The organism is Streptomyces sp. NPDC056222, assembly GCF_042264065.1.
GTDB lineage: Bacteria > Actinomycetota > Actinomycetes > Streptomycetales > Streptomycetaceae > Streptomyces.
In genome coordinates this window covers 1-23,907 of sequence record NZ_JBHJTL010000002.1, presented here as the reverse complement: position 1 = coordinate 23,907, position 23,907 = coordinate 1, and the positions used below count along the sequence as shown (strand labels likewise).

Annotated in this window: 22 protein-coding genes and 1 pseudogene; 11 read left to right on the top strand and 12 right to left on the bottom strand. The window is 71.2% G+C overall.

Annotated features, from left to right (window positions below):
• Nucleotides 1–114: 114 nt before the first annotated feature.
• Nucleotides 115–2,037: an N-acetylmuramoyl-L-alanine amidase gene (locus tag ACFC0D_RS01360; protein ID WP_376430547.1), complete on the bottom strand. Its 1,923-nt coding sequence runs from the start codon at nt 2,035–2,037 to the stop codon at nt 115–117.
• Between the two features lie 320 nt (nt 2,038–2,357).
• Nucleotides 2,358–3,482: an aminoglycoside phosphotransferase family protein gene (locus ACFC0D_RS01355; protein ID WP_376430394.1), complete on the bottom strand. Its 1,125-nt coding sequence runs from the start codon at nt 3,480–3,482 to the stop codon at nt 2,358–2,360.
• Nucleotides 3,483–3,715: 233 nt separating this feature from the next.
• Here ACFC0D_RS01355 and ACFC0D_RS01350 point away from each other — a divergent pair, with 233 nt between their 5' ends.
• A complete protein-coding gene (locus ACFC0D_RS01350) occupies nt 3,716–5,212 on the top strand; it encodes a hypothetical protein (protein WP_376430392.1) in 1,497 nt (498 codons plus the stop codon).
• A 206-nt stretch (nt 5,213–5,418) separates the two neighbouring features.
• Here ACFC0D_RS01350 and ACFC0D_RS01345 read toward each other — a convergent pair whose 3' ends face one another.
• Nucleotides 5,419–6,885 (bottom strand): PP2C family protein-serine/threonine phosphatase, encoded by a 1,467-nt coding sequence (locus tag ACFC0D_RS01345; RefSeq protein WP_376430390.1) that lies wholly within the window; start codon nt 6,883–6,885, stop codon nt 5,419–5,421.
• 198 nt (nt 6,886–7,083) lie between these two features.
• Here ACFC0D_RS01345 and ACFC0D_RS01340 point away from each other — a divergent pair.
• A pseudogene (locus ACFC0D_RS01340) lies at nt 7,084–7,608 on the top strand (hypothetical protein); the annotation flags it as partial.
• A gap of 58 nt (nt 7,609–7,666) precedes the next feature.
• On the opposite strand, the gene ACFC0D_RS01335 reads toward ACFC0D_RS01340, so the two are convergent.
• From ACFC0D_RS01335 to mshD, 4 genes are all read right to left on the bottom strand, one after another.
• Nucleotides 7,667–8,617: an ABC transporter permease gene (locus tag ACFC0D_RS01335; protein WP_376430388.1), complete on the bottom strand. Its 951-nt coding sequence runs from the start codon at nt 8,615–8,617 to the stop codon at nt 7,667–7,669.
• Nucleotides 8,614–9,462, bottom strand: coding sequence for an ABC transporter ATP-binding protein (locus ACFC0D_RS01330; RefSeq protein WP_376430386.1), 849 nt, complete (start codon nt 9,460–9,462; stop codon nt 8,614–8,616). Before ACFC0D_RS01330 ends, ACFC0D_RS01335 begins: the two co-directional genes overlap by 4 nt.
• Nucleotides 9,459–9,845 (bottom strand): GntR family transcriptional regulator, encoded by a 387-nt coding sequence (locus ACFC0D_RS01325; RefSeq protein ID WP_376430546.1) that lies wholly within the window; start codon nt 9,843–9,845, stop codon nt 9,459–9,461. The genes ACFC0D_RS01330 and ACFC0D_RS01325 overlap by 4 nt, the downstream gene beginning before the upstream one ends.
• A gap of 90 nt (nt 9,846–9,935) precedes the next feature.
• Nucleotides 9,936–10,862, bottom strand: coding sequence for a mycothiol synthase (gene mshD / locus ACFC0D_RS01320; RefSeq protein WP_376430384.1), 927 nt, complete (start codon nt 10,860–10,862; stop codon nt 9,936–9,938).
• A 132-nt stretch (nt 10,863–10,994) separates the two neighbouring features.
• Here mshD and ACFC0D_RS01315 point away from each other — a divergent pair, with 132 nt between their 5' ends.
• Together ACFC0D_RS01315 and ACFC0D_RS01310 are read left to right on the top strand one after the other, a co-directional pair.
• A complete protein-coding gene (locus tag ACFC0D_RS01315; protein WP_376430382.1) occupies nt 10,995–12,794 on the top strand; it encodes a bifunctional metallophosphatase/5'-nucleotidase in 1,800 nt (599 codons plus the stop codon).
• A gap of 109 nt (nt 12,795–12,903) precedes the next feature.
• Complete coding sequence (locus ACFC0D_RS01310) at nt 12,904–13,755, top strand: phosphatidylinositol-specific phospholipase C (protein ID WP_376430380.1); 852 nt, start codon at nt 12,904–12,906, stop codon at nt 13,753–13,755.
• On the opposite strand, the gene ACFC0D_RS01305 is transcribed toward ACFC0D_RS01310, so the two are convergent.
• The 5 genes from ACFC0D_RS01305 to ACFC0D_RS01285 all read right to left on the bottom strand — a co-directional run bounded on the left by ACFC0D_RS01305 (nt 13,720) and on the right by ACFC0D_RS01285 (nt 18,903).
• Nucleotides 13,720–15,147: a sensor histidine kinase gene (locus tag ACFC0D_RS01305; protein WP_376430378.1), complete on the bottom strand. Its 1,428-nt coding sequence runs from the start codon at nt 15,145–15,147 to the stop codon at nt 13,720–13,722. The two genes, ACFC0D_RS01310 and ACFC0D_RS01305, sit on opposite strands and share 36 nt — an antisense overlap.
• Nucleotides 15,144–15,869: a response regulator transcription factor gene (locus ACFC0D_RS01300; protein ID WP_376430376.1), complete on the bottom strand. Its 726-nt coding sequence runs from the start codon at nt 15,867–15,869 to the stop codon at nt 15,144–15,146. The genes ACFC0D_RS01305 and ACFC0D_RS01300 overlap by 4 nt, the downstream gene beginning before the upstream one ends.
• A 20-nt stretch (nt 15,870–15,889) precedes the next feature.
• Nucleotides 15,890–16,948 carry a S1C family serine protease gene (locus ACFC0D_RS01295; RefSeq protein WP_376430374.1) on the bottom strand — a complete coding sequence of 353 codons (1,059 nt, stop codon included), beginning with the start codon at nt 16,946–16,948 and terminating at the stop codon, nt 15,890–15,892.
• Nucleotides 16,949–17,055: 107 nt separating this feature from the next.
• The gene (locus tag ACFC0D_RS01290) at nt 17,056–18,081 is read right to left on the bottom strand and encodes a LacI family DNA-binding transcriptional regulator (protein WP_376430372.1); all 1,026 of its coding nucleotides are present in this window, start codon (nt 18,079–18,081) and stop codon (nt 17,056–17,058) included.
• 24 nt (nt 18,082–18,105) lie between these two features.
• Nucleotides 18,106–18,903 (bottom strand): response regulator transcription factor, encoded by a 798-nt coding sequence (locus ACFC0D_RS01285; protein ID WP_376430370.1) that lies wholly within the window; start codon nt 18,901–18,903, stop codon nt 18,106–18,108.
• A 264-nt stretch (nt 18,904–19,167) separates the two neighbouring features.
• Here ACFC0D_RS01285 and ACFC0D_RS01280 point away from each other — a divergent pair, with 264 nt between their 5' ends.
• The 7 genes from ACFC0D_RS01280 (at nt 19,168) to ACFC0D_RS01250 (ending at nt 23,782) form a co-directional block, all read left to right on the top strand.
• Nucleotides 19,168–19,971 (top strand): alpha/beta hydrolase family protein, encoded by an 804-nt coding sequence (locus tag ACFC0D_RS01280; protein WP_376430369.1) that lies wholly within the window; start codon nt 19,168–19,170, stop codon nt 19,969–19,971.
• A gap of 45 nt (nt 19,972–20,016) precedes the next feature.
• Entirely contained in the window at nt 20,017–20,271 is a 255-nt protein-coding gene (locus ACFC0D_RS01275; RefSeq protein ID WP_329117999.1) for a MoaD/ThiS family protein, read from the top strand.
• Between the two features lie 10 nt (nt 20,272–20,281).
• Entirely contained in the window at nt 20,282–21,403 is a 1,122-nt protein-coding gene (locus ACFC0D_RS01270; RefSeq protein WP_376430366.1) for a hypothetical protein, read from the top strand.
• Between the two features lie 90 nt (nt 21,404–21,493).
• Nucleotides 21,494–22,183 (top strand): DUF2993 domain-containing protein, encoded by a 690-nt coding sequence (locus ACFC0D_RS01265; RefSeq protein WP_376430364.1) that lies wholly within the window; start codon nt 21,494–21,496, stop codon nt 22,181–22,183.
• Nucleotides 22,184–22,378: 195 nt separating this feature from the next.
• On the top strand, nt 22,379–22,459 hold the full coding sequence (locus ACFC0D_RS01260) for an Ms5788A family Cys-rich leader peptide (RefSeq protein WP_352021666.1): 81 nt from the start codon (nt 22,379–22,381) through the stop codon (nt 22,457–22,459).
• A gap of 148 nt (nt 22,460–22,607) precedes the next feature.
• Nucleotides 22,608–23,447 carry a sulfurtransferase gene (locus ACFC0D_RS01255; protein WP_376430362.1) on the top strand — a complete coding sequence of 280 codons (840 nt, stop codon included), beginning with the start codon at nt 22,608–22,610 and terminating at the stop codon, nt 23,445–23,447.
• Nucleotides 23,448–23,494: 47 nt separating this feature from the next.
• Nucleotides 23,495–23,782, top strand: coding sequence for a DUF1416 domain-containing protein (locus ACFC0D_RS01250; protein WP_073819964.1), 288 nt, complete (start codon nt 23,495–23,497; stop codon nt 23,780–23,782).
• Nucleotides 23,783–23,907: the final 125 nt, after the last annotated feature.

The following is a 23,907-nucleotide window of genomic DNA, read 5'->3' as shown; positions in this document are numbered from 1 at the left end:
CTTACCCCGTCCTCGTACGGCCCACGCGGCACCCGATTTGGTCATATGAACGCGAGCGGTGTCGACGCGCCCCCCGCGCGCCGACACCCGCGTACGCCCCTTCGGGCGCTCCGCTCAGGCGCGGGAAACCCGCACGTCGGAGACCTTCACGAAGGCCACTCGATGGCCGAACTGGATCTCGTAGTACTCCTCCTGGCCTCGGACGACCTTGTGTCCGGTGGTATCGAACACCGGAGCGAAGTAGTACTCGCCCGGGGTGCGATCGCCCACGACGTACGACTGGCCCGCGAGCAGCTTGTACGGCAGCGGCGACACCGCCTGGACCGGCACACCGGCCGGATACGCCGAGGCCTCCGGATAGGCGCGCCCGTACACCGGGACCTCCGTCACGCCCTCCTTCGGGGTCAGCACGAGCCCCCGGGAGTTCACCGCCGTCGGCCGCTTCTTCGGGTTGTGGAACCACGCCTTCTGCCCCAGGTACCAGATCGCCGTCCACTCGCCACTGCGCTCCGCCACCGCGAACTGCTGGCCCGTCGAGGCCCGCGCCCCGGTGTCGTTGACCCCGGTCGTCGAGTCCTCACCGCCCGGCCGCAGACCGATGTCCTTCACCAGCGGGGCGTCGGCGCTCGGATCCGTGTGCAGCCGGACGGCGCCGCTGCCGTGCGGCGCGCACGCCTCTCCCGCCTTCACGCACCCGGTGTACACCGGCTGGTGGGCGGTGTACTCGGGCCGGATCGTGACCACGCCCGCGTTCGGGCCGGCGGACGCGGTGAAGGGCCGGCCGAGCAGCTGGAAGTAGTGGGCCCAGTCCCAGTACGGACCCGGGTCGGTGTGCATCCCGCGGATCGTCGAGGTGACCGTGCCGGGCACGTTGTCGTGGCCGAGGATGTGCTGCCGGTCGAGCGGGATGTCGTACCGCTGCGCCAGGTACCGCACCAGGCGCGCCGAGGTCCGGTACATCGCCTCCGTGTACCAGCTGTCCGGGGCCGTCAGGAAGCCCTCGTGTTCCAGGCCCACCGACTTGGCGTTCACGAACCAGTTGCCCGCGTGCCAGCCGACGTCCTTCAGCGGCAGATGCTGGGCGATGTGCCCGTCGGAGGAGCGCAGCGAGTACTGCCACGACACATACGTGGGGTCCTGCACCAGCTTGAGGGTGACGTCCCAGGTCGCCTCGGTGTCGTGGACGACGATGTACTCGATCGACTGGGAGGCGGGCCGGTTCCCCTTGTCGTGGTTGCCGTAGTCGCCGTCCCCGAACTCCTCGTACGGCGCCGGGATCCACTCGCACGCCACGGTGCGCGGGCACTCCGTCGGTCCGGTGCTCGGCTTCCGCAGCCCCAGCGACTCCACCTGACCGGTCGAGGGAGCGACATGCGGGTCGGCCGAGAGCCTCACGACCTGCCCGCTGTCGGTCGTACGGGTCTCCCCGCCGCGGATCACGTCGTACACGTCGTCGGCGTACGTCGTCGCGGTCGCGGTGTCGTCGGCGCCGGAGTAGCGCGCCACCGCCCCGTACCAGTCGGCCGGGTCGGAGCTCAGCGGCCGGCCCGACGCGCGCTGGGCTGCGGCGAGCAGCGCGGCACCGCCCTCGATGTTCGCCGCGGTACTGGTCCGCAGCTCCTCCGCCGGGATCCCGGACAGCGCCGCCGCCCGGTCCAGCGTCTTGAGGCGGTCCGGCAGCTCGTCCGCCGTCGGCAGCGCGGCCCTCTCCCCGGCCCCGTGGCGCGGTGCGCGGGATCCGTCGCCCCGGGCGTCCTCCTCGCCGTGCGAGTGGTGCGGGGCCTCGGCGAGCGCTGTCACGGCATCTGTGAGATGCATCGGGCCGTAGCCACCGGTCACGCTCGGCGCCCCGCCGTGCCCGTCCCACCGCGACTGGAGGTACGACACGGCGAGCAGCACGCTCTGCGGAACACCCTGACGCTCGGCGGCGGCGGCGAACTGCCGCTGGAGCGAGCCGGATTCGAGCGAGTCGGCGGTGGCCGACGGTGCGGCCGAGAGGAGCGGGAACAGCAGAGCGGCGGACGCCACGGCGCCCACCGTTCGGGCGACCCGTCTGTGCGACGCGGAACGGTGCAAGGCAGCCTCCGGTTACGTGGGGTGATGAGGGGGCGTGCGGGGCCGAACCCGTACAGGGGTATCGGCTTCCGGACGATCCGTCAATCACCCTCCGCCACACGGGATTTCCCATGTCAAACGGCATATCGCGGAGTTTCGTCGTGGAGGTGCGCGGGCCTGCGGCGCGTCAGTGGAGTGGACCAATGAGGTAGGCGGGAGCAGGCGCATACGAACACCGCGCGCCCGGTGTGTCGGCACCGGGTGCGCGGTGTGTCACCCTCGAGCGAGCGGCCGGCGCGAGTTCACCGCGTTCCGACCGCGGCGCGCACGGCCCGCCGTGCCATGGCGCAGTCGTCGTGCAGCCGCCGCAGCAGCAACCGCTGTTCCTCGCCGGGCGAGACCGCGCCGGAGGGAACGGGGACCGAACCGGCGGGCGGTGCCTCCTTGATGGTGCGCTGCACCGCCGTCTCGTACGTACGGATCTCCCGGGTCAGCACGATCATCAGGTTCACCAGGAAGGCGTCCCGGGACGCGGCCCCCGCCTGCTGGGCGAGCTGACTGATCTGCCGCCGCGCCAGCGGCGCGTCACCGAGCACCGCCCACATCGTCGCCAGGTCGTACCCGGGCAGGTACCAGCCCGCGTGCTCCCAGTCCACCAGGACCGGGCCGGCGGGGGAGAGCAGGATGTTGGAGAGCAGGGCGTCGCCATGACAGAACTGGCCCATGCCCTGGCGTCCACCGGCCTGCGCCAGACCGTGCAGCAGCTTCTGCAGATCGTCCCGGTCCCGGTCGGTGAACAGCCCCAGCTCGTGGTAGCGCGCGATCCGCGAACCGTAGTCGAGCGGGGCGTCGAAGGTGCCGGCCGGCGGCCGCCAGGCGTTCAGCCGGGCGATCGCCCCGAGCGCCGCGCGCAGATCCGCGCGGGGCGGGGCCTCCACGGGGTGGCGTGTCAGCGCCGCCGCCCGTCCGGGCATCCGCTCGATCACCAGCGTGCAGTTGTCGGGGTCCGCGGCGATCAGCCGCGGTGCACGCACCGGCGGGCGGTGTCGGACGAACGAGCGGTAAGCAGCTATTTCGTGCTGGAACCGCTCGACCCACGCGGGGGAGTGGTCCAGTAAACACTTCGCGACCGCGGTGGTCCGTCCGGTCGTCCCGACGATCAGTACGGAGCGGCCGCTGCGCCGCAGCACCTGCACCGGGTTGAACTCGGGGCAGATCCGGTGGACGGAGGCGATCGCCATCCGCACCTGGGCCCCCTGAGGGCCCGACAGGTCGATTCTTCCGCTGGGAGCCTGAGCGGTACTGCCCGCCCAGCGCCTCGCGCGGCCCGCCGGAGGGACGGGGGCGAGATACGGTCCGCTGCCGGCCGGCACGGAACGGTGCTGCGGCCGGGGCGGGGCGGACACGGAGGACGATGCTGTGTACATGGGGAGACAGATCCCTTCGTGTGCCGACGAGTTGCATGCGTCGCCCCGCCCGGCCTCCGGTCCGCACCCTGGGGAATGAGGGCCGGTTACCGGGGCGGGGTGGCGCGTTCCTACCTGACACCCGGGCGCGGGTGGCGGAACATCGGGCGCACCCTGGCGAAGCCTGGCGAATAGTCGCCAGCCCTATGACAGGGGGTTACTGTCAACTCAGCCGAGAACCTGGGGGCTTAGACGTGACTGGACAGACCAACACCCGCCTGGCAGACCTCTTCGGCCTCGCCGGCTGGTCCAAGGGAGAGCTCGCGAGGCTCGTCAACCGGCAGGCGGCGGCCATGGGCCACCCGCAACTGTCGACCGACACCTCACGGGTGAGGCGATGGATCGACATGGGGGAGACCCCGCGCGATCCCGTACCCCGGGTGCTGGCAGCTCTGTTCACCGAGCGACTCGGCCGTGTCGTGACCATCGAGGACCTCGGGTTCGTACGACACGGGCGCGCCGGGAAACGGCAGAACGTCAGGAACAACGACAACCCTGACGGGCTGCCCTGGGCGCCCGAGCGTACGGCAGCGGTCCTCACCGAATTCACGGGAATGGACCTCATGCTCAACCGACGCGGCCTGATGGGCGCGGGCGCCGTGCTCGCCGCCGGCTCCGCACTCACCAGCGCCATGCACGACTGGCTCCACACCGACCCCGCACGCGCCGCCGCGCAAGCCCCCCGCGCCAACGATCCCCTCCACGCCGACCCCGCTGGGTTCGACCGCTACGAGGCCGCCCCCATCGGGTCGGAGGAGATCGAGGCACTGGAGCGCTCGGTGGAGGTGTTCCGCGCATGGGACGCCTCCCGTGGCGGCGGACTCCAACGCAAGGCTGTCGTGGGCCAGTTGAACGAAGTGGGCGGAATGCTCGCCTACCACCACCCCGACCATCTCCAACGACGTCTGTGGGGCGTGGCCGCCAACTTGGCTGTCCTCGCCGGATGGATGTCCCACGACGTGGGTCTCGAACCCACCGCCCAGAAGTACTTCGTGATCGCGGCCCACGCGGCCCGCGAAGGCGGCGACCGGCCACGCGCCGGCGAAGCCCTGTCCCGCGCCGCGCGCCAGATGGTCCACCTCGGCCGGCCGGACGACGCCCTCGACCTCATGAAGCTCGCCAAGTCCGGCTCGGGCGAGGAGGTTCTGCCGCGGACTCAGGCAATGCTGCACACCATCGAGGCATGGGCCCAGGCGTCCATGGGCAAGGGCCAGGCCATGCGCCGCACCCTGGGCGAGGCCGAGGACCTCTTCGTCTCCGACCGCTCGGACGTGCCACCACCGAGCTGGATGCAGAACTTCGACGACGCCGACATGCACGGGATGCAGGCCCTCGCCTTCCGTACCCTCGCCGAGCACGATCCCTCGGCCGCCGTCCCTGCGCAGCGCCACGCCAAGCTGGCGCTCGAACTGCGCCGCAACGGACACAACCGCTCCAAGCTCTTCGACTACATCTCCCTCGCCTCGGCCTGCTTCATCGCCGACGACCCGGAGCAGGCCGACCGGTATGCCAGGCTCGCCCTGGTCTCCATGGGCGAGACCTCCTCGCACCGGACCTGGGACCGGTTGCGCGAGATGTACCGGCTGACCGGGCAGTACGCGGGTTACGCCAAGATCGAGGACCTGCGCGAGGAGATCGAGCTCGCGCTGCCCAAGCCCGCCGCGAAGCGGCCGAGGTCCGGCTCGATCTGAGGCGGTCCGGCGCGGCCGGCCCTCGGCAGCACCCGCCACCTCACCTGTACGTACTCACCCCACCCCGTACGTACTCCCCGCCACCCCACCCGTACATACGAGAAAGGGCACACCGGCTCTGCCGGTATGCCCCCCTGAGCGGCGCAGTCGCTTTTCCCTGCCGTCGCTCGTCCTGTCACTGAGCTCCGTCCTGCCGGGCTCCCCGCCTACCGACCGACCCGGACCACCATCACGCAGGCGTCGTCCTCACGCGGTGCCTGGCCGAACTCCTCGACCACGGACCGCACGCAGTCCTGCGCGTCCCGTGCCCCGGCCAGGCGTGGCGCCAGCGCGAGCAGGCGCTGGGTGCCCGTGTCGTCCATGCCGCCGCGCCGGGTCAGCCCGTCCGTGTGCAGCATCAGCAGGTCGCCGGGGAGCAGCCGGATCTCCGACTCCTCGTACGCGGCCGCGGCCGTCGCTCCCAGGAGCACACCGTCGGGTCGCTTCAGAGCGCGCCCCGTTCCGTTGCGGAAGAGCAGCGGGGCGGGGTGACCCGCCTGCGCCCAGGAGAGCGTCTGGCTCGCCGGGTCGTAACGGCAGCACATCGCGCTGCCCAGGGCCGGCTGGACCGAGGTCTCGAGCAGTTGGTTGAGATGGCCCATCAGGGCGCCGGGTCGAATTCCGGCCACGGCCATCCCGCGCAGCGCCCCGAGGAGCATGGCCATCGAGGACGTGGCGGATACACCGTGTCCGGTGAGGTCACCGACCGTCAGCAGCGCGTCCCCGTCGGGGAGTGCGAGCGCGTCGTACCAGTCGCCGCCGATCAGGCCGGTCGTCGCGGCCGGAAGATAGTGGCCCGCCACGTCGAGCGGTGCGCCCGGGCCGCCATGGGCGAAGCTCAGGGAACCGCGCCAGGGAGGCAGCACGGCCTCCTGCAGTTCGACGGCGACGCGGCGTTCGGTGCGCTCGATGTGGCGGCGGCGCTGCAGGCTGTCACGGGACTCGCGGACCGCCCGCTCGCTGCGGCGCAGTTCGCTGACATCCCGTAAAACGGCCCACATGGAAGCGGTGCAGCCGTCGGCGTCGAGGACCGGCTCACCCATCATGTGGAGCGTGCGGACCCGGCCGTCGGTGCGGACGATCCGGAACTCGCCGTCGATCGGCTTTCCGTCGATCAGACAGTCCGTCACCATCGCCTGGAGCACGGACTGGTCCTCGGCGAACACCATCGAGGGGAGCTCGTCGAGCGACATCGGGCCGCTCTCCGGGGTCCGGCCGAAGATCTGGTACAGCTCCTCCGACCAACTGACCTCGTCGGTGAGGAGATTCCACTCGGCGCTGCCGACACGGCTCAGCAGGGAGCCGGTGCGAGCGGGTGCGGGGCCGCCGTAGGCGGCGCCGGGGTCCGACGCGGCCTCGACCTCGATCGTGTCGGCACCGGGAACGACGGGGAGTTCGTCCGGGAGGCCGGCCTTGAGCTGACCCAAGTGGGCACCCAGGTCGTCGAGTTGGTGAACGGCGAGGTCGCACAGGGCGCGCTGCCAGCGGTTCTTCGGGTCGTCCTCGTCCAGCACTGCGTCCCGGCGCACGGCGTCCACGTCACCGCGCAGACGGCGGGTCTGCGAGATCAACGCGTCCACCATGCCGGGCTCCGGCGGCTGAGCGGGACGGTCCGCGAACAGATGGGACGGCATGTCGTACTCCGATACAGGCGCGGCGCGGGCGATCTGTGGAACAAGGCCCGGATACGACTGTTGCACAGGCAAGCACTGCCCGTAAGGGATTTGGCAACACTCGATACGGTGGTGCTTCTGACATATGCCAAAGGCCCGCCGATTATCGGCCATCGGGGTGATAACGAGAAGGGGCGGTGGGAAGGTTACGGTGCTGGTGTGGTGAACGACGAGGTGGACACGGTGGGTACGGCGGTGCTGCTGGCGGCGGCGCCGGCGGGGCGGGGACGAGCGGTGGACGCGGCGTCGGTGCTGCCCGCGTTGGCGGCGGTGCCGCCGAGCGCGCTGACCGGCACGCCGGTGGCGACGGTCGTCGAACTGGCCGACCCCCTGGACCCGCAGACCGTACTGACGCGCCTGCGGGCGGCCGCGGCCACGGCCGGGCCACTGGCGGTCTACCTCGCGGGCCAGCTCCAACTGGACCGGCGCCAGCACCTGCCGCACCTGGCGCTCGCGCGCAGCACGCCGACGACGCTGCGGTACACGGGGCTGCCATGGCACTGGCTCGCGGCGGAACTCGCGACCCGGCGGCCGGGGACGACGACGGTGGTGGCGGACCTGGTCGCGGACCCGGAGCTGTGGCAACGCCTGCGCACCACTCCCGGTCTCCTCTCCCTGGGCCCGGGCCCGCTCCTCTACGGCCGGGTGGGCCCCGCCCCCCCCCCGGGGGGCCCCGCCCCCCCCCCCGACCAACCCCCCCGCGCCCCCGGGGGGGGGCCCGGGGCCCCCCCCCGACCTGATGTTACGGGTGCCGGGTGCGCAGGACGCGGAAGGCGGCGTAGAGGGTGAGGGCGGCGAGGGCGAGGACGATGCCGGTCTCGATGAGCTGGGTGGGCAGGACGTGACTGTAGGGGTGGTAGTCGACGTACTGGCCGGTGATGCCCTTGTTGGCGTAGCAGGCGTCGGCGCTCTGCGACGCGTCGTAGCAGGACCATTCGGCGATGCGGCGCCCGTCCGCGGTGAGCAGCCCCATGTCCATCATCAGTCCGTCCGCGGGGATGTAGAGGGGCCCGGTCTGCGAGCTGATCGGTCCGGTGTCGGTCTGTACCGGCAGGAAGCGCCACCGCAGCGTGCCGAGCACGGCGAGGACCAGGCCGGTGAACAGGCCGGTCGCGGCCATGGCGACGAGTGTGCGCCGTATCAGCTGCCCGAGGAGCGCGCCCGCGGCGACGGCGAGCAGTACGTACGCGACGAGGACGGTTCCGGTGGCCTCGTACGGGCCGCGGTCCGACCAGTTCAGCTGATAGGTGCCCGCGACCCGGCCCCAGCCGATCCGGTAGATCGCCATGAGGGCGAGGGTGACCACGAGCGCTGCGGCGCCCGCGGTGAGGATCTTCGCGCGGAGCCACTGCGTGGGAGTGACGGACTGGGTGAGCGCGAGCCGGTACGTGCCGCTCTCCAGCTCGCGGGCGATCAGCGGGCCCGCGACGAAGGCCCCGACGACGAGGGGCAGGAGGACCATGCAGGTGCCGGCGTACTCCATGGCCAGGCGCAGGATGCCGAACCCGCGGTTGTCGTCGGCGGGGATGCTGTAGCCGTCCTCCACGTACGTGTCCGGGGTGGAGGCGTCCCACAGCCGCAGTCCCGTGAGGACGGCGAGGGACAGGACCGTCGCGGCCCCCGCCACCCACAGGGCCCGCCGGTGCTGGCGGACCGTCACCCAGTGGGTGCCCTTCAACGTGACGGCGCTCATGCGGAGGCTCCTTCGGGGGTGGTGCGCGAGACACGGAGGTGGGCGAGGAGAAGGTCTTCCAGGGACGGGGCCATCGCCTCCCAGGGCCCTTCGACCGGACCCTCCCGCCGGATGAGCGCGGTGAGTTGGCGTCCCGTCGTGCGGGATTCGATCACCCGGTGCGGCGCGAGGTCGGCGATCGGGCCTCGGAGCAGGGCGTGCGCGGCGAGGAGGTCGTCGATGGCTCCGTCCAGGCGGATCCGGCCTCCGTCGACGAGGAGGAGGTGGTCGCATGCGCCCTCCAGCTCGCCGAGGATGTGCGAGGACATGACGACCGTCGTGCCGCGGTCCGCGGCGTCGGCCATCAGGACGCCCATGAGCTCGTGCCGGGAGAGCGGGTCGAGGTCCGCCATCGGCTCGTCCAGGAGCAGCAGTTCCGGCCGCTTGCCGAGCGCGAGGGCGAGGGCGACGCGGGTGCGCTGGCCGCCGGAGAGGCTGCGGACGCGCGCTGCGGGGTCGAGGCCGGCGGTGACCCGCTCGGCGACGGCTCGGTCCCAGCGGTCGGGGTTGAGCTCGCGGCCCATCCGCAGCGTCTCGTCGATCGTGAGCTGCGGGTAGAGCGGCTTGTCCTGGGCGACGTACGCGAGCTGTTCGCGGGCGGGGGCCCGGACGGAGCCCTCGGTGGGCCGCAGGAGTCCCGCGGTGAGGGCGAGGAGGGTGGACTTGCCGGCGCCGTTGGGGCCGACGACGGCACAGATGCGGCCGGCGGGGAGGCTGAAGGAGCAGTCCCTCAGGGCCCAGCCACGCCCCCTCTTGTCGTACCGCTTGCCGAGGCCCTCGGTGCTCAGGGCCGTTCCGCCGGTCATGCCTTGTCCCCCTCGAAAGATTCCTTCAGTACGGAAGTGAAGAGCGCGGCCACGTCCTCGCGCTCCAGGCCGGACTCCCGCGCCCGGCGTGCCCAGTCGGCGAGTTCGCCCCGCAGGGGCGAGTCGGCGGGGCCGGTCCCGAGCGTCGCGCGGACGAAGGTGCCGAGTCCGCGGCGGGCCTCGACGAGTCCTTCGCGCTCCAGCTCGCGATAGGCCTTGAGGACCGTGTTCGGGTTGATGGCCGTGGCTTCGACGACCTCGCGTGCGGTGGGCAGCCGGTCGCCGGGCTCCAGGACGCCCATGCGCAGGGCCTGTTTGGTCTGCTGGACGATCTGGAGGTAGGTGGCGACTCCGCTGCGCCGGTCGATCCGGTATTCGAGCACGTTCCCCTTCACCACCCTTTCACTAATCAAGTAGTGAAAGGGTGGTGCAAAGAAGGGGGCGGTGTCAACCGCCCCCTTCTCACGGCGTGTTCAGGACTCCGTGCGGTACATCAGGTCCACCTCGTGCGTGACGAAGCCGAGCCGCTCGTAGACCGTCACCGCCGCCGTGTTGTCCGCGTCCACGTAGAGCATCGCCGTCGGCAGCGCCTGAGCCGCCAGGTGTCGCAGCCCGATCGCCGTGAGCGCCTTGCCGAGGCCGCTGCCCTGGGCCTCCGGCAGGATCCCGACCACGTACACCTCGCCGAGCTGCTCCTCGGCGTGCGTCTTCGTCCAGTGGAAGCCGATCAGGCGCCCGTCCTTCTCCGCGAGGAAGAAGCCCTTCGGGTCGAACCACGGCTCGGCCATGCGGTCGTCCAGGTCCCGCTGGGTGAGCGAGCCCTGCTCGGGGTGGTGGGCGAAGGCGGCCGCGTTCGCGGCGAGCCAGGCCGTGTCGTCCTGGCCGGGCACGAACGTACGGACGGTGACGCCCTCGGGCAGCACCGGCTCGGGGATGTCGAGCGGCACCAACGGACGGCGCAGCTGGCGCAGTTCGCGGAAGAGGGTCAGGCCGAGAACCTGGGCCAGGTGCCGGGCGGCCGATTTCCCGCCGTGCGCCCAGACCCGCAGTCGCTTGCCCGAGGCGGCCAGCAGTGCCGCGCCCAGCGCCCGCCCGTGTCCGCGGCCGCGGTGCGAGGGGTGCACGACGAGCTCGGCGGCCGGGGCCTCGACGGGATCGGTGTCCTCCAGTTGGGCGTAGCCGTAGAGGTGCGATCCGACGGTGAGCAGGAAGTGCCGTACGCCCTCGCGCCTGCCGTGCCGCAGATAGAGCCGCCCCTGCTCGGACACGGCGTGCAGTCCGTCGGTGCGGTCGGCCGCCTCCAGCAGGTCGAGGACGTCCTGGACCTGTTCGGGGGAGAGCTCGTCGAGGGTGAGGATCTGCCGTCCGGGTTCAAGGGCCGGCGCCGGGTCAGGAGTCATGTCCTGAGCCTACGGAATCAACTCAGTTGTAACCCGGTACCCCCTGTTGCGCTACGCGCGTTGACTCTAGGCTGCGCTGGCACGACAGCAGTCGAACAACGCCGTGAGACCGGCGAGGGGACAAGGGGAGAGATGGCAGCGACACCGAAGAAGAAGAGGACGGCGCGGAGGATTCTCGCCGTGGGCGCGGGGCTCGCCACCGTCGGCGCGCTCGTCGCCGCGCTGCCCGCGGGCGCCTCGGGGACCAAGGGCGGGGACAACCACGGGCGCTACGTCGACGTCCAGCTGCTCTCCTTCAACGACCTGCACGGCAACCTGGAGCCGCCGACCGGCTCTGCCGGGCGGCTCACCCACACCAACCCGGACGGCACCACCAAGACCATCGACGCCGGTGGCGTCGAGTACCTGGCCACGCACCTGCGGCAGGCCCGCGAGGGCAACCGGTACTCCGTCACCGCCGCCGCCGGCGACATGATCGGCGCCTCCCCGCTGGTCTCCGGGCTCTTCCACGACGAGCCGACCATCGAGGCGCTCAACCGGCTGAAGCTCGACGTCAGCTCGGTCGGCAACCACGAGTTCGACGAGGGCGCCAAGGAGCTGGCCCGGATCCAGAACGGCGGCTGTCACCCGACCGCCGGCTGCTTCGAGGAGGGCAAGCGGTTCCGGGGCGCGAACTTCCCGTACCTCGCGGCCAACGTGACGAACGAGAAGAGCGGCAAGCCGCTGCTCGACCCGTACTTCATCTGGGAGCGCAACGGCGTCAAGATCGGCTTCATCGGCGTGACCCTGGAGGGCACGGCGAACATCGTCTCCGCCGAGGGCATCAAGGGCCTGAAGTTCGGCGACGAGATCGAGACGATCAACAAGTACACCAAGGTGCTGGAGCGCAAGGGCGTCAAGTCGATCGTCGCCCTGCTGCACGAGGGCGGCGCGCCGGCCTCGGGCTCGTACAACTACAACTGCGACAGCCCCGGCCCCGGTGACGGCATCTCCGGCCCGATCGTCGACATCGCGAAGAACGTCAGCCCGCAGGTCGACGCGCTGGTCACGGGCCACACCCACCAGGCGTACGCGTGCACGATCCCGGACCCGGCGGGCAAGCCGCGCACGGTCACCTCGGCGGCCTCGTTCGGCAAGCTCTACACCGACACGACGCTCACCTACGACCGTCGTTCCAAGGACATCGTCCGTACGGCCGTCGCCTCCGCGAACCACGTCGTCACCCGTGACGTGCCGAAGGCCGAGGACATGACCCGGCTGATCACCCGCTGGAACGCGCTCGCCGCGCCGATCGCGAGCCGTCCCGTCGGCTACATCTCCGGCGACGTCGACAACCCCGCCGACGTGCCCGAGAAGCCGCTGGGCAACCTGATCGCCGACGCGCAGCTCGAGGGCATGGCCCCGGCCGACAAGGGCGGCGCTCAGCTGGCGCTGATGAACCCGGGCGGCGTCCGCGCGCCGCTGGTCCACAAGGCGTCCGGCGCCGAGGGCGACGGGGTGGTGACCTACGGCGAGGCGTACACCGTCCAGCCGTTCACCAACATGATGACGGCGGTCGACCTGACCGGCGCCCAGCTCATCACCACGCTCCAGCAGCAGGTCAGCGGCGCCAACCAGGCGGCCCCGAAGATCCTCCAGGTCTCGAAGGGCTTCACCTACACCCTGGACATGACGAAGACCGGCGCCGACCGGATCGTGACGTCCTCGGTGAAGCTGAACGGCGAGGCGATCGACCCGTCGAAGACCTACCGGGTCGCGATGAACGAGTTCCTGGCCGGTGGCGGTGACGGCTTCGCCGTCCTGAAGGAGCACAAGAACAAGCTGGTCGGCGCGTCCGACCTGGACCTGTTCACCGCCTACCTGGCGGCCCACTCCACCGCGAGCACCCCGCTGGCTCCGCCGGCGACGGGCCGGATCACGGTCGTGAAGTAACTCCGCGTCTCCGAGGGGGCGGTGGGCCGTTCGACGGTCCGCCGCCCTCCTCTTTTTGGCGTACGCGGCACTCTGGTCTTGCTGACACGTACACGTCATACTCCCGCGCATGGACCGAAGAAGCTTTCTCGCGGGAGCCGCGGCAGCGGGTGCCGTCCTCCTGGTCGGCGCCCCGTCCGCACGGGCGGTCACCACCCAGGACTGGATGGCCGGCCACGGCGACCCCACCCCGCTCCAGAAGCTCACCATCCCCGGCACCCACGACTCCGGCGCCCGCTTCGGCGGCCCCTGGTCCGAGTGCCAGAACACCACCATCGCGCAGCAGCTCGCCTCCGGAATCAGGTTCCTCGACATACGCTGCCGGGTCACCGGCGGCTCCTTCGCCATCCACCACGGCGCCTCGTACCAGAACATGATGTTCGGCGACGTCCTCATCGCCTGCCGCGACTTCCTGGCCGCGCACCCCTCCGAGACCGTGCTGATGCGGGTCAAGCAGGAGTACTCCTCGGACTCCGACGCCACCTTCCGCGCCATCTTCGACGACTACCTGAACAACCGCGGCTGGCGCTCGCTGTTCCGCATCGGCGACACGGTCCCCGCCCTTGGCGAGGCCCGCGGCAAGGTCGTCCTCATCGCCGACAACGGCGGCCTGCCCGGCCTCAAGTGGTGGGACGGCGGGGCCATCGCGATCCAGGACGACTGGAACGCCCTGCCGAACGCCAAGTACCCCAAGATCGAGGCCCACTTCCGCAAGGCCGTCGAGCAGCCGGGCAAGCTCTACATCAACTTCGTCAGCACGTCCGCGTCCCTGCCGCCACGCTGGAACTCCGACAACCTCAACCCCCGTGTCCACGGCTTCCTGGACGGCACGGCCAACACCTGGAAGGGCCTCGGCATCACGGTCATGGACTACCCGAACACCCGATCAGGCCTGGTCGAGTCCCTCATCCGCCACAACTGACGGCGGAGGGGTCGGCGCGCCCGGCAGGCGGAGCGTCGCCGCCGTGCCGCCGCCCTCCGCCGCCGCCAGGGTCACCGTGCCGCCCGCCTGCTGGACCGTGCGGGCCACGATCGACAGGCCCAGTCCCGAGCCGGGCAGGCTGCGGGCCGAGGGGGAGCGCCAGAAGCGGTCGAAGACATGGGGGAGTTCCTCCGGCGCGACCCCCGGCCCGTGGTCGCGGACGGTCAGCTCGCCCCGCTTCAGGGTCACCTCCACCGTGCCCCGGGGCGGCGAGAACTTCACCGCGTTGTCCAGGACGTTCACCAGCGCGCGCTCCAGCCCCGCCGGCTCCGCCCGGACGTACCAGGGCGCCAGGTCCGTGACGAAGGTCAGCTCGGGGCCCCGCAGCCGCGCCCGGGCGAGGGCCGAGCGCAGGATCGTGTGGAGCGGTACGACCTCCAGCGGACCCGGCTGCACCGCGTCCGGCCGGGCCAGCTCCTGAAGGTCGCCGATCAGCGCCGCCAACTCCGTCATCTGCGCCTTCACCGAGGCCATCAGCGCCCGACGGTCCTCGGGCGGCAGGGCGCGGCCGGTCTGATCGCTGCGGGCGAGCAGCTCGATGTTGGTGCGCAGCGAGGTCAGCGGGGTGCGCAGCTCGTGGCCCGCGTCCGCGATGAGCTGCGCCTGGCGGTCCCGGGAGACGGCGAGAGCGGCCGTCATCGCGTTGAAGGAGCGCGAGAGACGGGCGATCTCGTCCTCGCCCTCGACCGGGATGCGCACCGTCAGATCCTCGGTCGCGGCCACATGCTCGACGGCGCCCGTCAGCCGGTCCACCGGCTCGAGACCGGTCCGCGCCACCCACAGCCCGGCCGCCCCGGCGCCCACGACACCGATCCCTGAGACCAGCAGCAGCACCCAGGCGAGCGTGGACATCGAGCGGTCGATCTCGTACAGCGGACGGGCGACCGAGACGGCGACCGGCTGGTCGGCGATCGACACGGGATACGAGTAGACCCGCATCTCCGTGCCGTTCTCGGCGTTCGTGGTGTGCAGGGCGAACGGCCGCTCGCCCCGCGCGACCGCGAGGTCCCCGGCCTGGGCGGGGATCGGGGAGGTGCCGAGCGTGCAGAGGTCACCGGTGACGGTGACGATCTGCAGGGTCTGCGCGGGCCCGGCCGGCACCGGGCGGTCCCGCGCACCCGGGGCGCAGGAGCCCAGCAGCATCCGCGCCTGGTCGTCCGAGAGCCTGGTGTCGCGCAGCGAGGAGTCCAGCTCCGCCTCCAACTGCGCCCGCGTCACGAACCAGCAGGCCAGCGACACCGCCGCGACCGCCACCGCGACCGCCGTCGCCGTCAGGAGCGCCAGCCGGGACCGCAGCGGCCGCGACCGGAACCATGCCAGGGGACCTCTCACTCCGGGCCTCCGCCGCGCAGGACGTACCCCACGCCCCGCACCGTGTGCACCAGGCGCGGCTCGCCGCCGGCCTCCGTCTTCCGCCGCAGATACATCACGTACACGTCCAGGGAGTTCGAGCTCGGCTCGAAGTCGAAGCCCCACACCGCCTTCAGGATCTGCTCGCGCGTCAGCACCTGGCGCGGATGCGCCAGGAACATCTCCAGGAGCGTGAACTCCGTCCGCGTCAGCTCCACCGGCCGCCCGGCCCGCGTCACCTCGCGGGTCGCCAGGTCCATCCGCAGATCGCCGAAGCTCAGCACATCGCCCTCGGGCTGCGCCTCCACGGAGCTCGCGTACGAGCTGCGACGCAACAGGGCCCGGATCCGCGCGAACAGCTCGTCCAGTTCGAACGGCTTCACCAGATAGTCGTCGGCGCCCGCGTCGAGCCCCGTCACCCGGTCGCCGACCGTGTCCCGCGCCGTCAGCATCAGGATCGGTACGGTCGAGCCGGACGCCCGGATCCGGCGCGCCGCCGTCAGCCCGTCCATCCGGGGCATCTGCACGTCGAGCACGACGAGATCGGGGGCGTACGACTCCATCCGGGCGAGCGCGTCGACCCCGTCGACGGCCTCCTCGGTCCCGTACCCCTCGAAGGCGAGACTGCGCCGCAGCGCCTCCCGCACGGCGGGCTCGTCGTCGACGATGAGGATGCGGTCGCCTTCATTCACCGGGCCAGTCATGGGGCCAGCCTCGCACGTGTTCAGTTGCCGTCGCCGGACCGGAGGTTGTCCAGGTCGGCCTTGAGAGTGTTCACCGGGATGGCGAATCCGAGGCCGACACTGCCGGCCGAAGAACCGCTCGACGCACTCGGCGAATACATGGCCGAATTGATCCCGATGATCTCGCCGTTCATATTGATCAGCGCGCCGCCGGAATTCCCCGGGTTGAGCGAGGCATCGGTCTGGATGGCCTTGTACGTCGTCTTCGACGAGCCGGTGTCGCCGTTGAACTGCTGACCGCCGAACTCGAAGGGCCAGCCCTGTCGCGGGTCGTACTGAGGTTGCTGCTGGTCCTGGCCCTCGTCCTTGGCCACGGTCACATCGCGGTCGAGTGCGGAGACGATGCCGCTGGTGACCGTGCCGGTCAGACCCTCGGGGGAGCCGATCGCCACGACCTGGTCGCCGACCTTGACGTCGTCGGAGTCGCCGAGCGTGGCCGCCTTCAGCCCGGACGCGCCCTCCAGCTTGATCAGCGCCAGATCCTTGTCGGGGTCCGTGCCGACGACCTTCGCCGCGTACGACTTGCCGTTGGACAGCTGCACGCTGATCTCGGAGGCGCCGGAGATGACGTGGTTGTTGGTGACGATCTCGCCGTCACCGGTGATGATCACGCCGGAGCCGGTGGACTTGCCGGACGTGGAGGTCGCGGAGATCTCCACGATCGACGGCGAGACGGCCTCGGCGACGCCGGCGACCGTGCCCTTGCTGCTCGCGGAGACGTTCGTGCCGCTCACGCCGGACGCCCGCGCGGTGTCGTCCGCGGTGAGCTGCTGGACCAGCGTCGCGGTGCCGCCACCGACGGCGGCCGCGGCGATCGCCACGGCCGCGAGGAGCCCGACGCCCCGCTTGGCACGGCGGCGCGGCTCGGGGGCGGCGTGGGCGGGACCGGCGGCGGGAGGTCCGACCGGGGGCGGCACATGCCCGCCGGCCGGCCAGATCGTGGTGCCCGGCTCCGTCGTGACCGGCTGCGTCGGGTCGTACGGGGGCCGCGGAGGCTGCGGTGGGTAGTACGGCTGCTGCGGCTGCTGGTAGTCCGTCATGGAGAAGACTCTCGGAGCCGTTCATGAGAGCTTCCTGAGGGCGGCCTGAGAAGCCCGACAGAACCCCGTATGCCCCATATAAAGGCGAGCGGTCCGGGGGAGGGGGATCAGCCGTGGCAGCCGCAGGAGCGGCGGACGATCAGGGCGGAGGGGAACTGCTTCACCCGCTCGCGCTTCGAACCGGCCACCCGCAGCGAGTCGTCCAGGACCAGATCCACCGCCGCTCGGGCCATCGCCGGGCGGTCGGAGGAGATCGTCGTGAGCGGCGGATCCGTGAGGGCCGCCTCCTTCACGTCGTCGAAGCCCGCCACCGCCAGCTCCGTCGGCACGTCGATGCGCAGCTCGCGCGCGGCGCGCAGCACACCGAAGGCCTGGTCGTCGGTGGAGCAGAAGATGGCCGGCGGCCTGTCCGGGCCGGAAAGGATCTTCAGGGCGACCTGGTAGGCGTCGTAGCGGTTGTACGGAGCCTCGAAGAGCCGGCCCTCGATCGAGCGGCCGGCCTCCAGCATGGCCCGCCGCCAGCCCTCCTCGTGGTCCGCGACCGGGTCGCCGACCGCCGGGGTGTTCGGGATGCCGCCGAGGCAGGCCACGTACGGGTGCCCGTGCTCCAGGAGGTGACGGGTCGCGAGCTGGGCGCCGCCGATGTCGTCGGTGACGACGGCGACGTCGTCCAGTGCCTCGGGCCGCTCGTGCAGCAGCACGACCCGGGCGTCCCAGGCCTCGATCTCGCTCGCGGCCCGCTCGCTCATGCCCTGGCTGACCAGGATCAGTCCGGAGACCCGCATCCCGAGGAAGGCGCGCAGGTAGTGCACCTCGCGCTCGTCGCGGTAGTCCGAATTGCCGACCAGGACCATCTTCCCGCGCTCGGCGGCGGCCTGTTCGACGGCGTGCGCCATCTCCGCGAAGAACGGCTGCCGCGCGTCCGGGACGATCATGCCTATGAGGTCCGTGCGGCGGGACGCCATCGCCTGGGCCACCCGGTCGGGCCGGTAGCCCAGCTCCTTGATGGCGGCGAGGACACGCTCGCGCGTGGCCGGGGCAACCGGCCGGGGTCCGTTGTTGATGACGTAACTCACGACCGCGGTCGAAGTACCCGCCAGTCGCGCTACGTCATCCCGCGTCACCTTGGCCACGCGCGGCAGTCTACGCGGGGTGACCTACCTACCGGCAGGTCGCACTGTGGCTTCCGCCACGTTCCGGTCCTCCGCCGGGGTGACATCGCGCGCGGCGCCCTTGACCCGGGCCTCTTCCTTCGCCCGTGCCTCCTCGGCCGCACGCTCCACCTTTTCCGGGGTGACGAAGCGGTAGCCGACGTTGCGGACGGTGCCGATCAGAGACTCGTGCTCGGGGCCGAGCTTGGCCCGCAGACGCCTTACGTGGACATCCACCGTTCGGGTGCCGCCGAAGTAGTCGTACCCCCATACCTCCTGGAGGAGCTGGGCGCGGGTGAAGACCCGGCCCGGGTGCTGCGCGAGGTACTTCAGGAGTTCGAACTCCTTGAACGTCAGGTCCAGGACCCGGCCCTTGAGCTTGGCGCTGTACGTCGCCTCGTCCACCGAGAGGTCGCCGTTGCGGATCTCCATCGGGGAGTCGTCGGAGACGATCTGCTGGCGGCCCATCGCGAGCCGCAGCCGGGCCTCGACCTCGGCCGGTCCCGCGGTGTCCAGGAGGACGTCGTCGATGCCCCAGTCGGCGGTGACGGCCGCGAGGCCGCCCTCCGTGACGACGAGGATCAGCGGGCAGCCGGGCCCGGTGGAGCGGAGCAGCTGACAGAGGCTGCGCACCTGCGGGAGGTCGCGCCGTCCGTCGATCAGGATGACGTCCGCGCCGGGGGTGTCCACCAGGGCGGGGCCTTCGGCGGGAGCCACCCGCACGTTGTGCAGGAGCAGGCCGAGTGCGGGAAGCACCTCGGTCGACGGCTGGAGTGCGTTGGTGAGGAGCAGCAGTGAGCTCATCGGGTCCCTCCCCCAAGCTCTCGGCTTCGCTGGGGCAGGGGGTGCCCCCCTGCCTCGGTGCCTTGCCGGTCGTGCTTCGTTCGCTCGTCCATGACGTCGGTTCCTCCTCGGTCCCTGCGAGGACTACGGCACTGCTTCGTACGCATCACTGCTGGCTCTCGCGCCCTGAGAGCTTTTGTTCATCCGGTCGTAACAACGGTCGGTAAACACAAAAGGACCCGGGGGCTGCGTTGCCCGGATCCTCTGGCAAGCAGAATAGCCCACATGACTTCCGAGGCTGAGGGTCGATTTCACATCGTGGATGTTTCCTGGACCACATCCGGCTCCCAGCGTGCCACTTTGCTCACCGATGACGGTGTCCGTATCGAGGCTGTTTACGAACCGTATACGCGGGGTGTCACCGATACGGCCGTCGTCCTGGCCCACGGCTTCACCGGCTCGGCCGACCGGCCCGCCGTCCGCCGTGCGGCCAAGGCGCTCGCCGGGCACGCGGCGGTCGTCACGTTCTCCTTCCGGGGGCACGGCCGTTCGGGTGGACGCTCCACGGTGGGCGACCGGGAGGTCCTCGATCTCGCGGCCGCGGTGCGCTGGGCCCGGGAGCGCGGCCACGCGCGCGTGGTGACCGTCGGCTTCTCCATGGGCGGCTCGATCGTCCTGCGCCACGCAGCCCTGGAGCGGGACACCGGCGGGCACACCGACGCGGTCGCCGCCGTCAGCGCGCCCGCACGGTGGTACTACCGGGGTACGCCCCCGATGCGACGGGTCCACTGGGTGATCACCCGCCCGATGGGCCGGCTGGTCGGCCGCTACGGCCTCGGCACGCGGATCGACAACCGCGACTGGGATCCCGTACCGCTGTCGCCCGTGGAAGCGGTCCCGATGATCGCCCCGACCCCGCTGCTGATCGTGCACGGCGACCGCGACCCGTACTTCCCCGTCGACCACCCGCGGATGCTGGCGGAGGCCGGCGGGTGCGAGCTGTGGCTGGAGCGTGGCATGGGACACGCCGAGAACGCGGCGGACGAGGAGCTGCTCGGCCGACTGGGGGACTGGCTCACCCGCCGATAGCCCATCATGGACAGCGGCGCGCACACGAACGAAGGGAGCGCCGCTATGGCAGCGGGAACCATCCGCTACTGGGCCGCGGCCAAGGCCGCCGCCGGTGTCGCCGAGGAGCCGTACACCGCCGGGACCCTGGCCGAGGCGCTGGAGACGGCCCGCGAGAAGCACCCGGGCGAGCTCGTCCGGGTACTCCAGCGGTGTTCGTTCCTCGTCGACGGTGACCCCGTCGGGACCCGTGCCCATGAGACGGTACGGCTTGCCGAGGGCGGCACGGTCGAGGTGCTCCCGCCGTTCGCAGGAGGGTGAACCGCACAGCATGAGCAGCGATCAGCAGCAGCCGTACGACCCGGGCTACGACCCGTACGCGGGCCAGCAGCAGTACGGGCAGCAGCAGGGCCGGCCGTACGGGCAGCAGGGTCAGCAGTACGACCAGCAGGGCACGCCGTACGGGCAGCAGCAGCACGGACACCAGTACCAGGACCCCCACGTCACGCAGACGTGGGAGGGCCAGACCTGGGACACCCAGTACCAGCCGGTGGTCCAGCCGGACACGTACCTGCCTCCGCAGCCCGCCGCGCACACGCTGCCGCCCGAGACGCCGGTCGCCCACGCGGAACCGGCCGCCGCGCCGGCGACCGCCGCGCCCGAGTACTCCACCCCCACCACCGGTGGCAACGCGCGGATCACCGACGCCCAGCGCGCCAGGGCCGAGGGCCGTTCGCCGATCATCGAGCCGGGGATGCAGCCGGCCGCTCTCACCGCCGTCCTCGGCCTCCTGCTCGCCGCCGGCGCGGCCGTCGGGCCGTACGCGCTGCTCGTGCCGCTCGTCCTGCTCCAGGCCGTCACCGCCGCCGGCTGGTTCCGGCTCAACGGCATGTGGCCGGCCCGGCAGGGCATCGCCCTCGCCTTCGCCGGCGGTCTGACCGCCGATGTCGCGCTGCTCGCCGCCGGCCGGGAGAACGCCCCTGCCGCGATCATGGGCACCCTCGGCGTCTGGGTGCTGCTCACCCTGGTCCTCCAGCTGCGCAGCCACGCCGACCCCGACGAGCGCATGTACGGCCTGATGGCGACCGTCGCCTCGGCCGCGCTGACCATCGTGGCCACCGGGCACCTCGGTGCCGCCCCCGACGCCGTGGTCGTCGGCGGGGTCGCGGTCGCCGCCGCCGTTCTCGCCCGGGCACTCCCGCTGCCGGGAGCGGCCTCCGTCGTCGTGGCGCTCCTCGCCGCCGCGGGCGCCGGCATCGCGGCCGGCGGGTTCACCGACCTGGGCGCCTCCGGGGCGCTGCTCGGCCTGGGCGCCGGGGTGTGCGCGCTGGTCGGGCTGCGGGCCGCGAGCTACGACTACCCGTCCCGCTTCGTCCATATGACCGCCGGGGTCGCCCTGCCGCTGACGGCCGCCGCGCCCGCCGTCTATCTGCTGGGCCGCGCGCTTGCGTAGCGCTCTCCGCCCGTCCGCGGGAACCATCCGGCCCTCCGACACGTCGATCTTCGTGTCGGGGGGCCGGAGACTTTCTTGGGGGGACAGCTCGTGCGAGCACTGCGCGTACTGCTGATCGTGGCCGTCGTGCTCGGCGGGATCTTCGTCGGGATCGACCGCCTCGCGGTCAATTACGCGGAGTCGGAGGCCGCCGACCGGGTCCGGCTCGGCCCGGCCCGCTCCGGGTCGACCGACGTCGACATCAAGGGCTTCCCGTTCCTGACCCAGGTCATGGACCAGCGTCTCGACGAGGTCGACGTGAAGTTGACCGGCGTCGAGGCCACGGCCGGCGGCCGGAAGATCCGGATCGGCGAGTTGTCCGCCGCCTTCCACGACGTGACACTGAACGGCGACTACACGAGCGCCCGCGCGGGCACCGTCAGCGGGACCGCGCTGATCTCGTACAAGGACCTCGAGGCGGCCTCCGAGCGTGAGGTGAAGGTCGCCTACGGCGGCAACGGCAAGCTGAAGGTCACGGGCGGGGTCGAGATCCTGGGCCGTACGGTCACCAAGAGCGTCGTCTCGACGGTGACGCTGGTCGACGGGGACACGATCCGGGTACGGGCCGACAAGGTGCCCGGTGGCGGGATTCCCGGCCTGGAGGGCATCGTCCGCAAGCGCACCGACTTCGACCGGGAGATCGGCGGACTGCCGGCCGGTATGAAGCTGGAGAAGGTCGAGGCCCGCGAGGACGGTCTGGCCGTCGCCGTGACCGGCAAGGACGTCGTGCTGGCGGGCTGATCAGCCCCTCGACCGCCCCTTCTCCACATGGTGAGACGGTCCCGTCCGATCCGTAGAAACAGAACCGGGACAGCCCGGTCCGGACCGGGGCCGTGACCCGTTTCCACGTGATCACGTCTCGCATCTCGGACGATCGCGTCTCAAAATACGACACACCGGTGACACGGCCGCCTGTCCGTCCCTACGATCGAGGGCATGAAGCGACAGGCGGAACTCACGAAGCGGCGGGCAGTAGACCTGTGCCGCGTCGCCGCCATGCTCTGTCGCTCCGTCTGAGCGGGACGCCCGATTCCCGTATTCCTCAGGCCCTTCGACGAACCGTCGGGGCCACCCCGTGTAGCCGTACGCGATCTCGTACACGCGATGACGCGTACCCGCACCACCTTGCGCCACACCGCCGAACACTGCCCCGGAGGAGAAAAGCATGAGCCGCAGCGACGTCCTGGTAGACGCCGACTGGGTCGAGGCGAACCTCGACAACCCGCAGGTCGCGATCGTCGAGGTCGACGAGGACACCTCGGCGTACGAGAAGAACCACATCCGCAACGCGATCCGGATCGACTGGACCAAGGACCTGCAGGACCCGGTCCGCCGCGACTTCATCGACCAGGAGGGCTTCGAGAAGCTCCTCTCGGCCAAGGGCATCGCGAACGACACCACGGTCGTCCTCTACGGCGGCAACAACAACTGGTTCGCCTCCTACGCCTACTGGTACTTCAAGCTCTACGGTCACCAGGACGTCAAGCTCCTCGACGGCGGCCGCAAGAAGTGGGAGCTCGACTCCCGCGACCTCGTCGCCGAGGTGCCGGCCCGCCCGGCCACCGAGTACAAGGCCAAGGCCCAGGACACCTCGATCCGCGCCTTCCGCGACGACGTCGTGTCCGCGATCGGCGCCCAGAACCTGGTCGACGTGCGTTCGCCCGACGAGTTCTCCGGCAAGCTGCTCGCCCCGGCCCACCTCCCGCAGGAGCAGTCGCAGCGCCCCGGCCACGTGCCGAGCGCCCGCAACATCCCGTGGTCGAAGAACGCCAACGACGACGGCACCTTCAAGTCGGACGACGAGCTCAAGGCCCTCTACGAGGACGAGCAGGTCGACCTGGCGAAGGACACCATCGCCTACTGCCGCATCGGTGAGCGTTCCGCGCTGACCTGGTTCGTGCTGCACGAGCTGCTCGGTGTCGAGAACGTCAAGAACTACGACGGCTCGTGGACCGAGTACGGCTCCCTCGTCGGTGTGCCGATCGAGCTCGGCGCCAACAAGTAAGTCTCCGGACCCCTCCCCGGACCTCCCCGACCGTAAGGACAGAAGACATGTGTGGTGCGCAGCCCGGCGGCCCCGACGCCTCGACGATCAAGCCCGGTGAGACCACCATCCAGGGCTTCGTGACCAAGGACGGCCAGCCCGTCACCGGTTACGTCCGCCTCCTGGACTCGACCGGCGAGTTCACCGCGGAGGTCCCGACCTCCGCCACCGGCCAGTTCCGCTTCTACGCGGCCGAGGGCACCTGGACCGTTCGCGCCCTGGTTCCCGGCGGCACCGCCGACCGCCAGGTCGTGGCGCAGCAGGGTGGTCTCGCGGAGGTCGCCATCGCGGTGTGACGCCGCGACACCGAACAGGCCGAAGGGCCGCACCTACCGGGGGTTGGACGCCACCGAACAATCAGGTGCGGCCCTTCGTGCCGAACGGAACAGCCCCCGCCGGGCGTACCCGGCGGGGGCTGTTC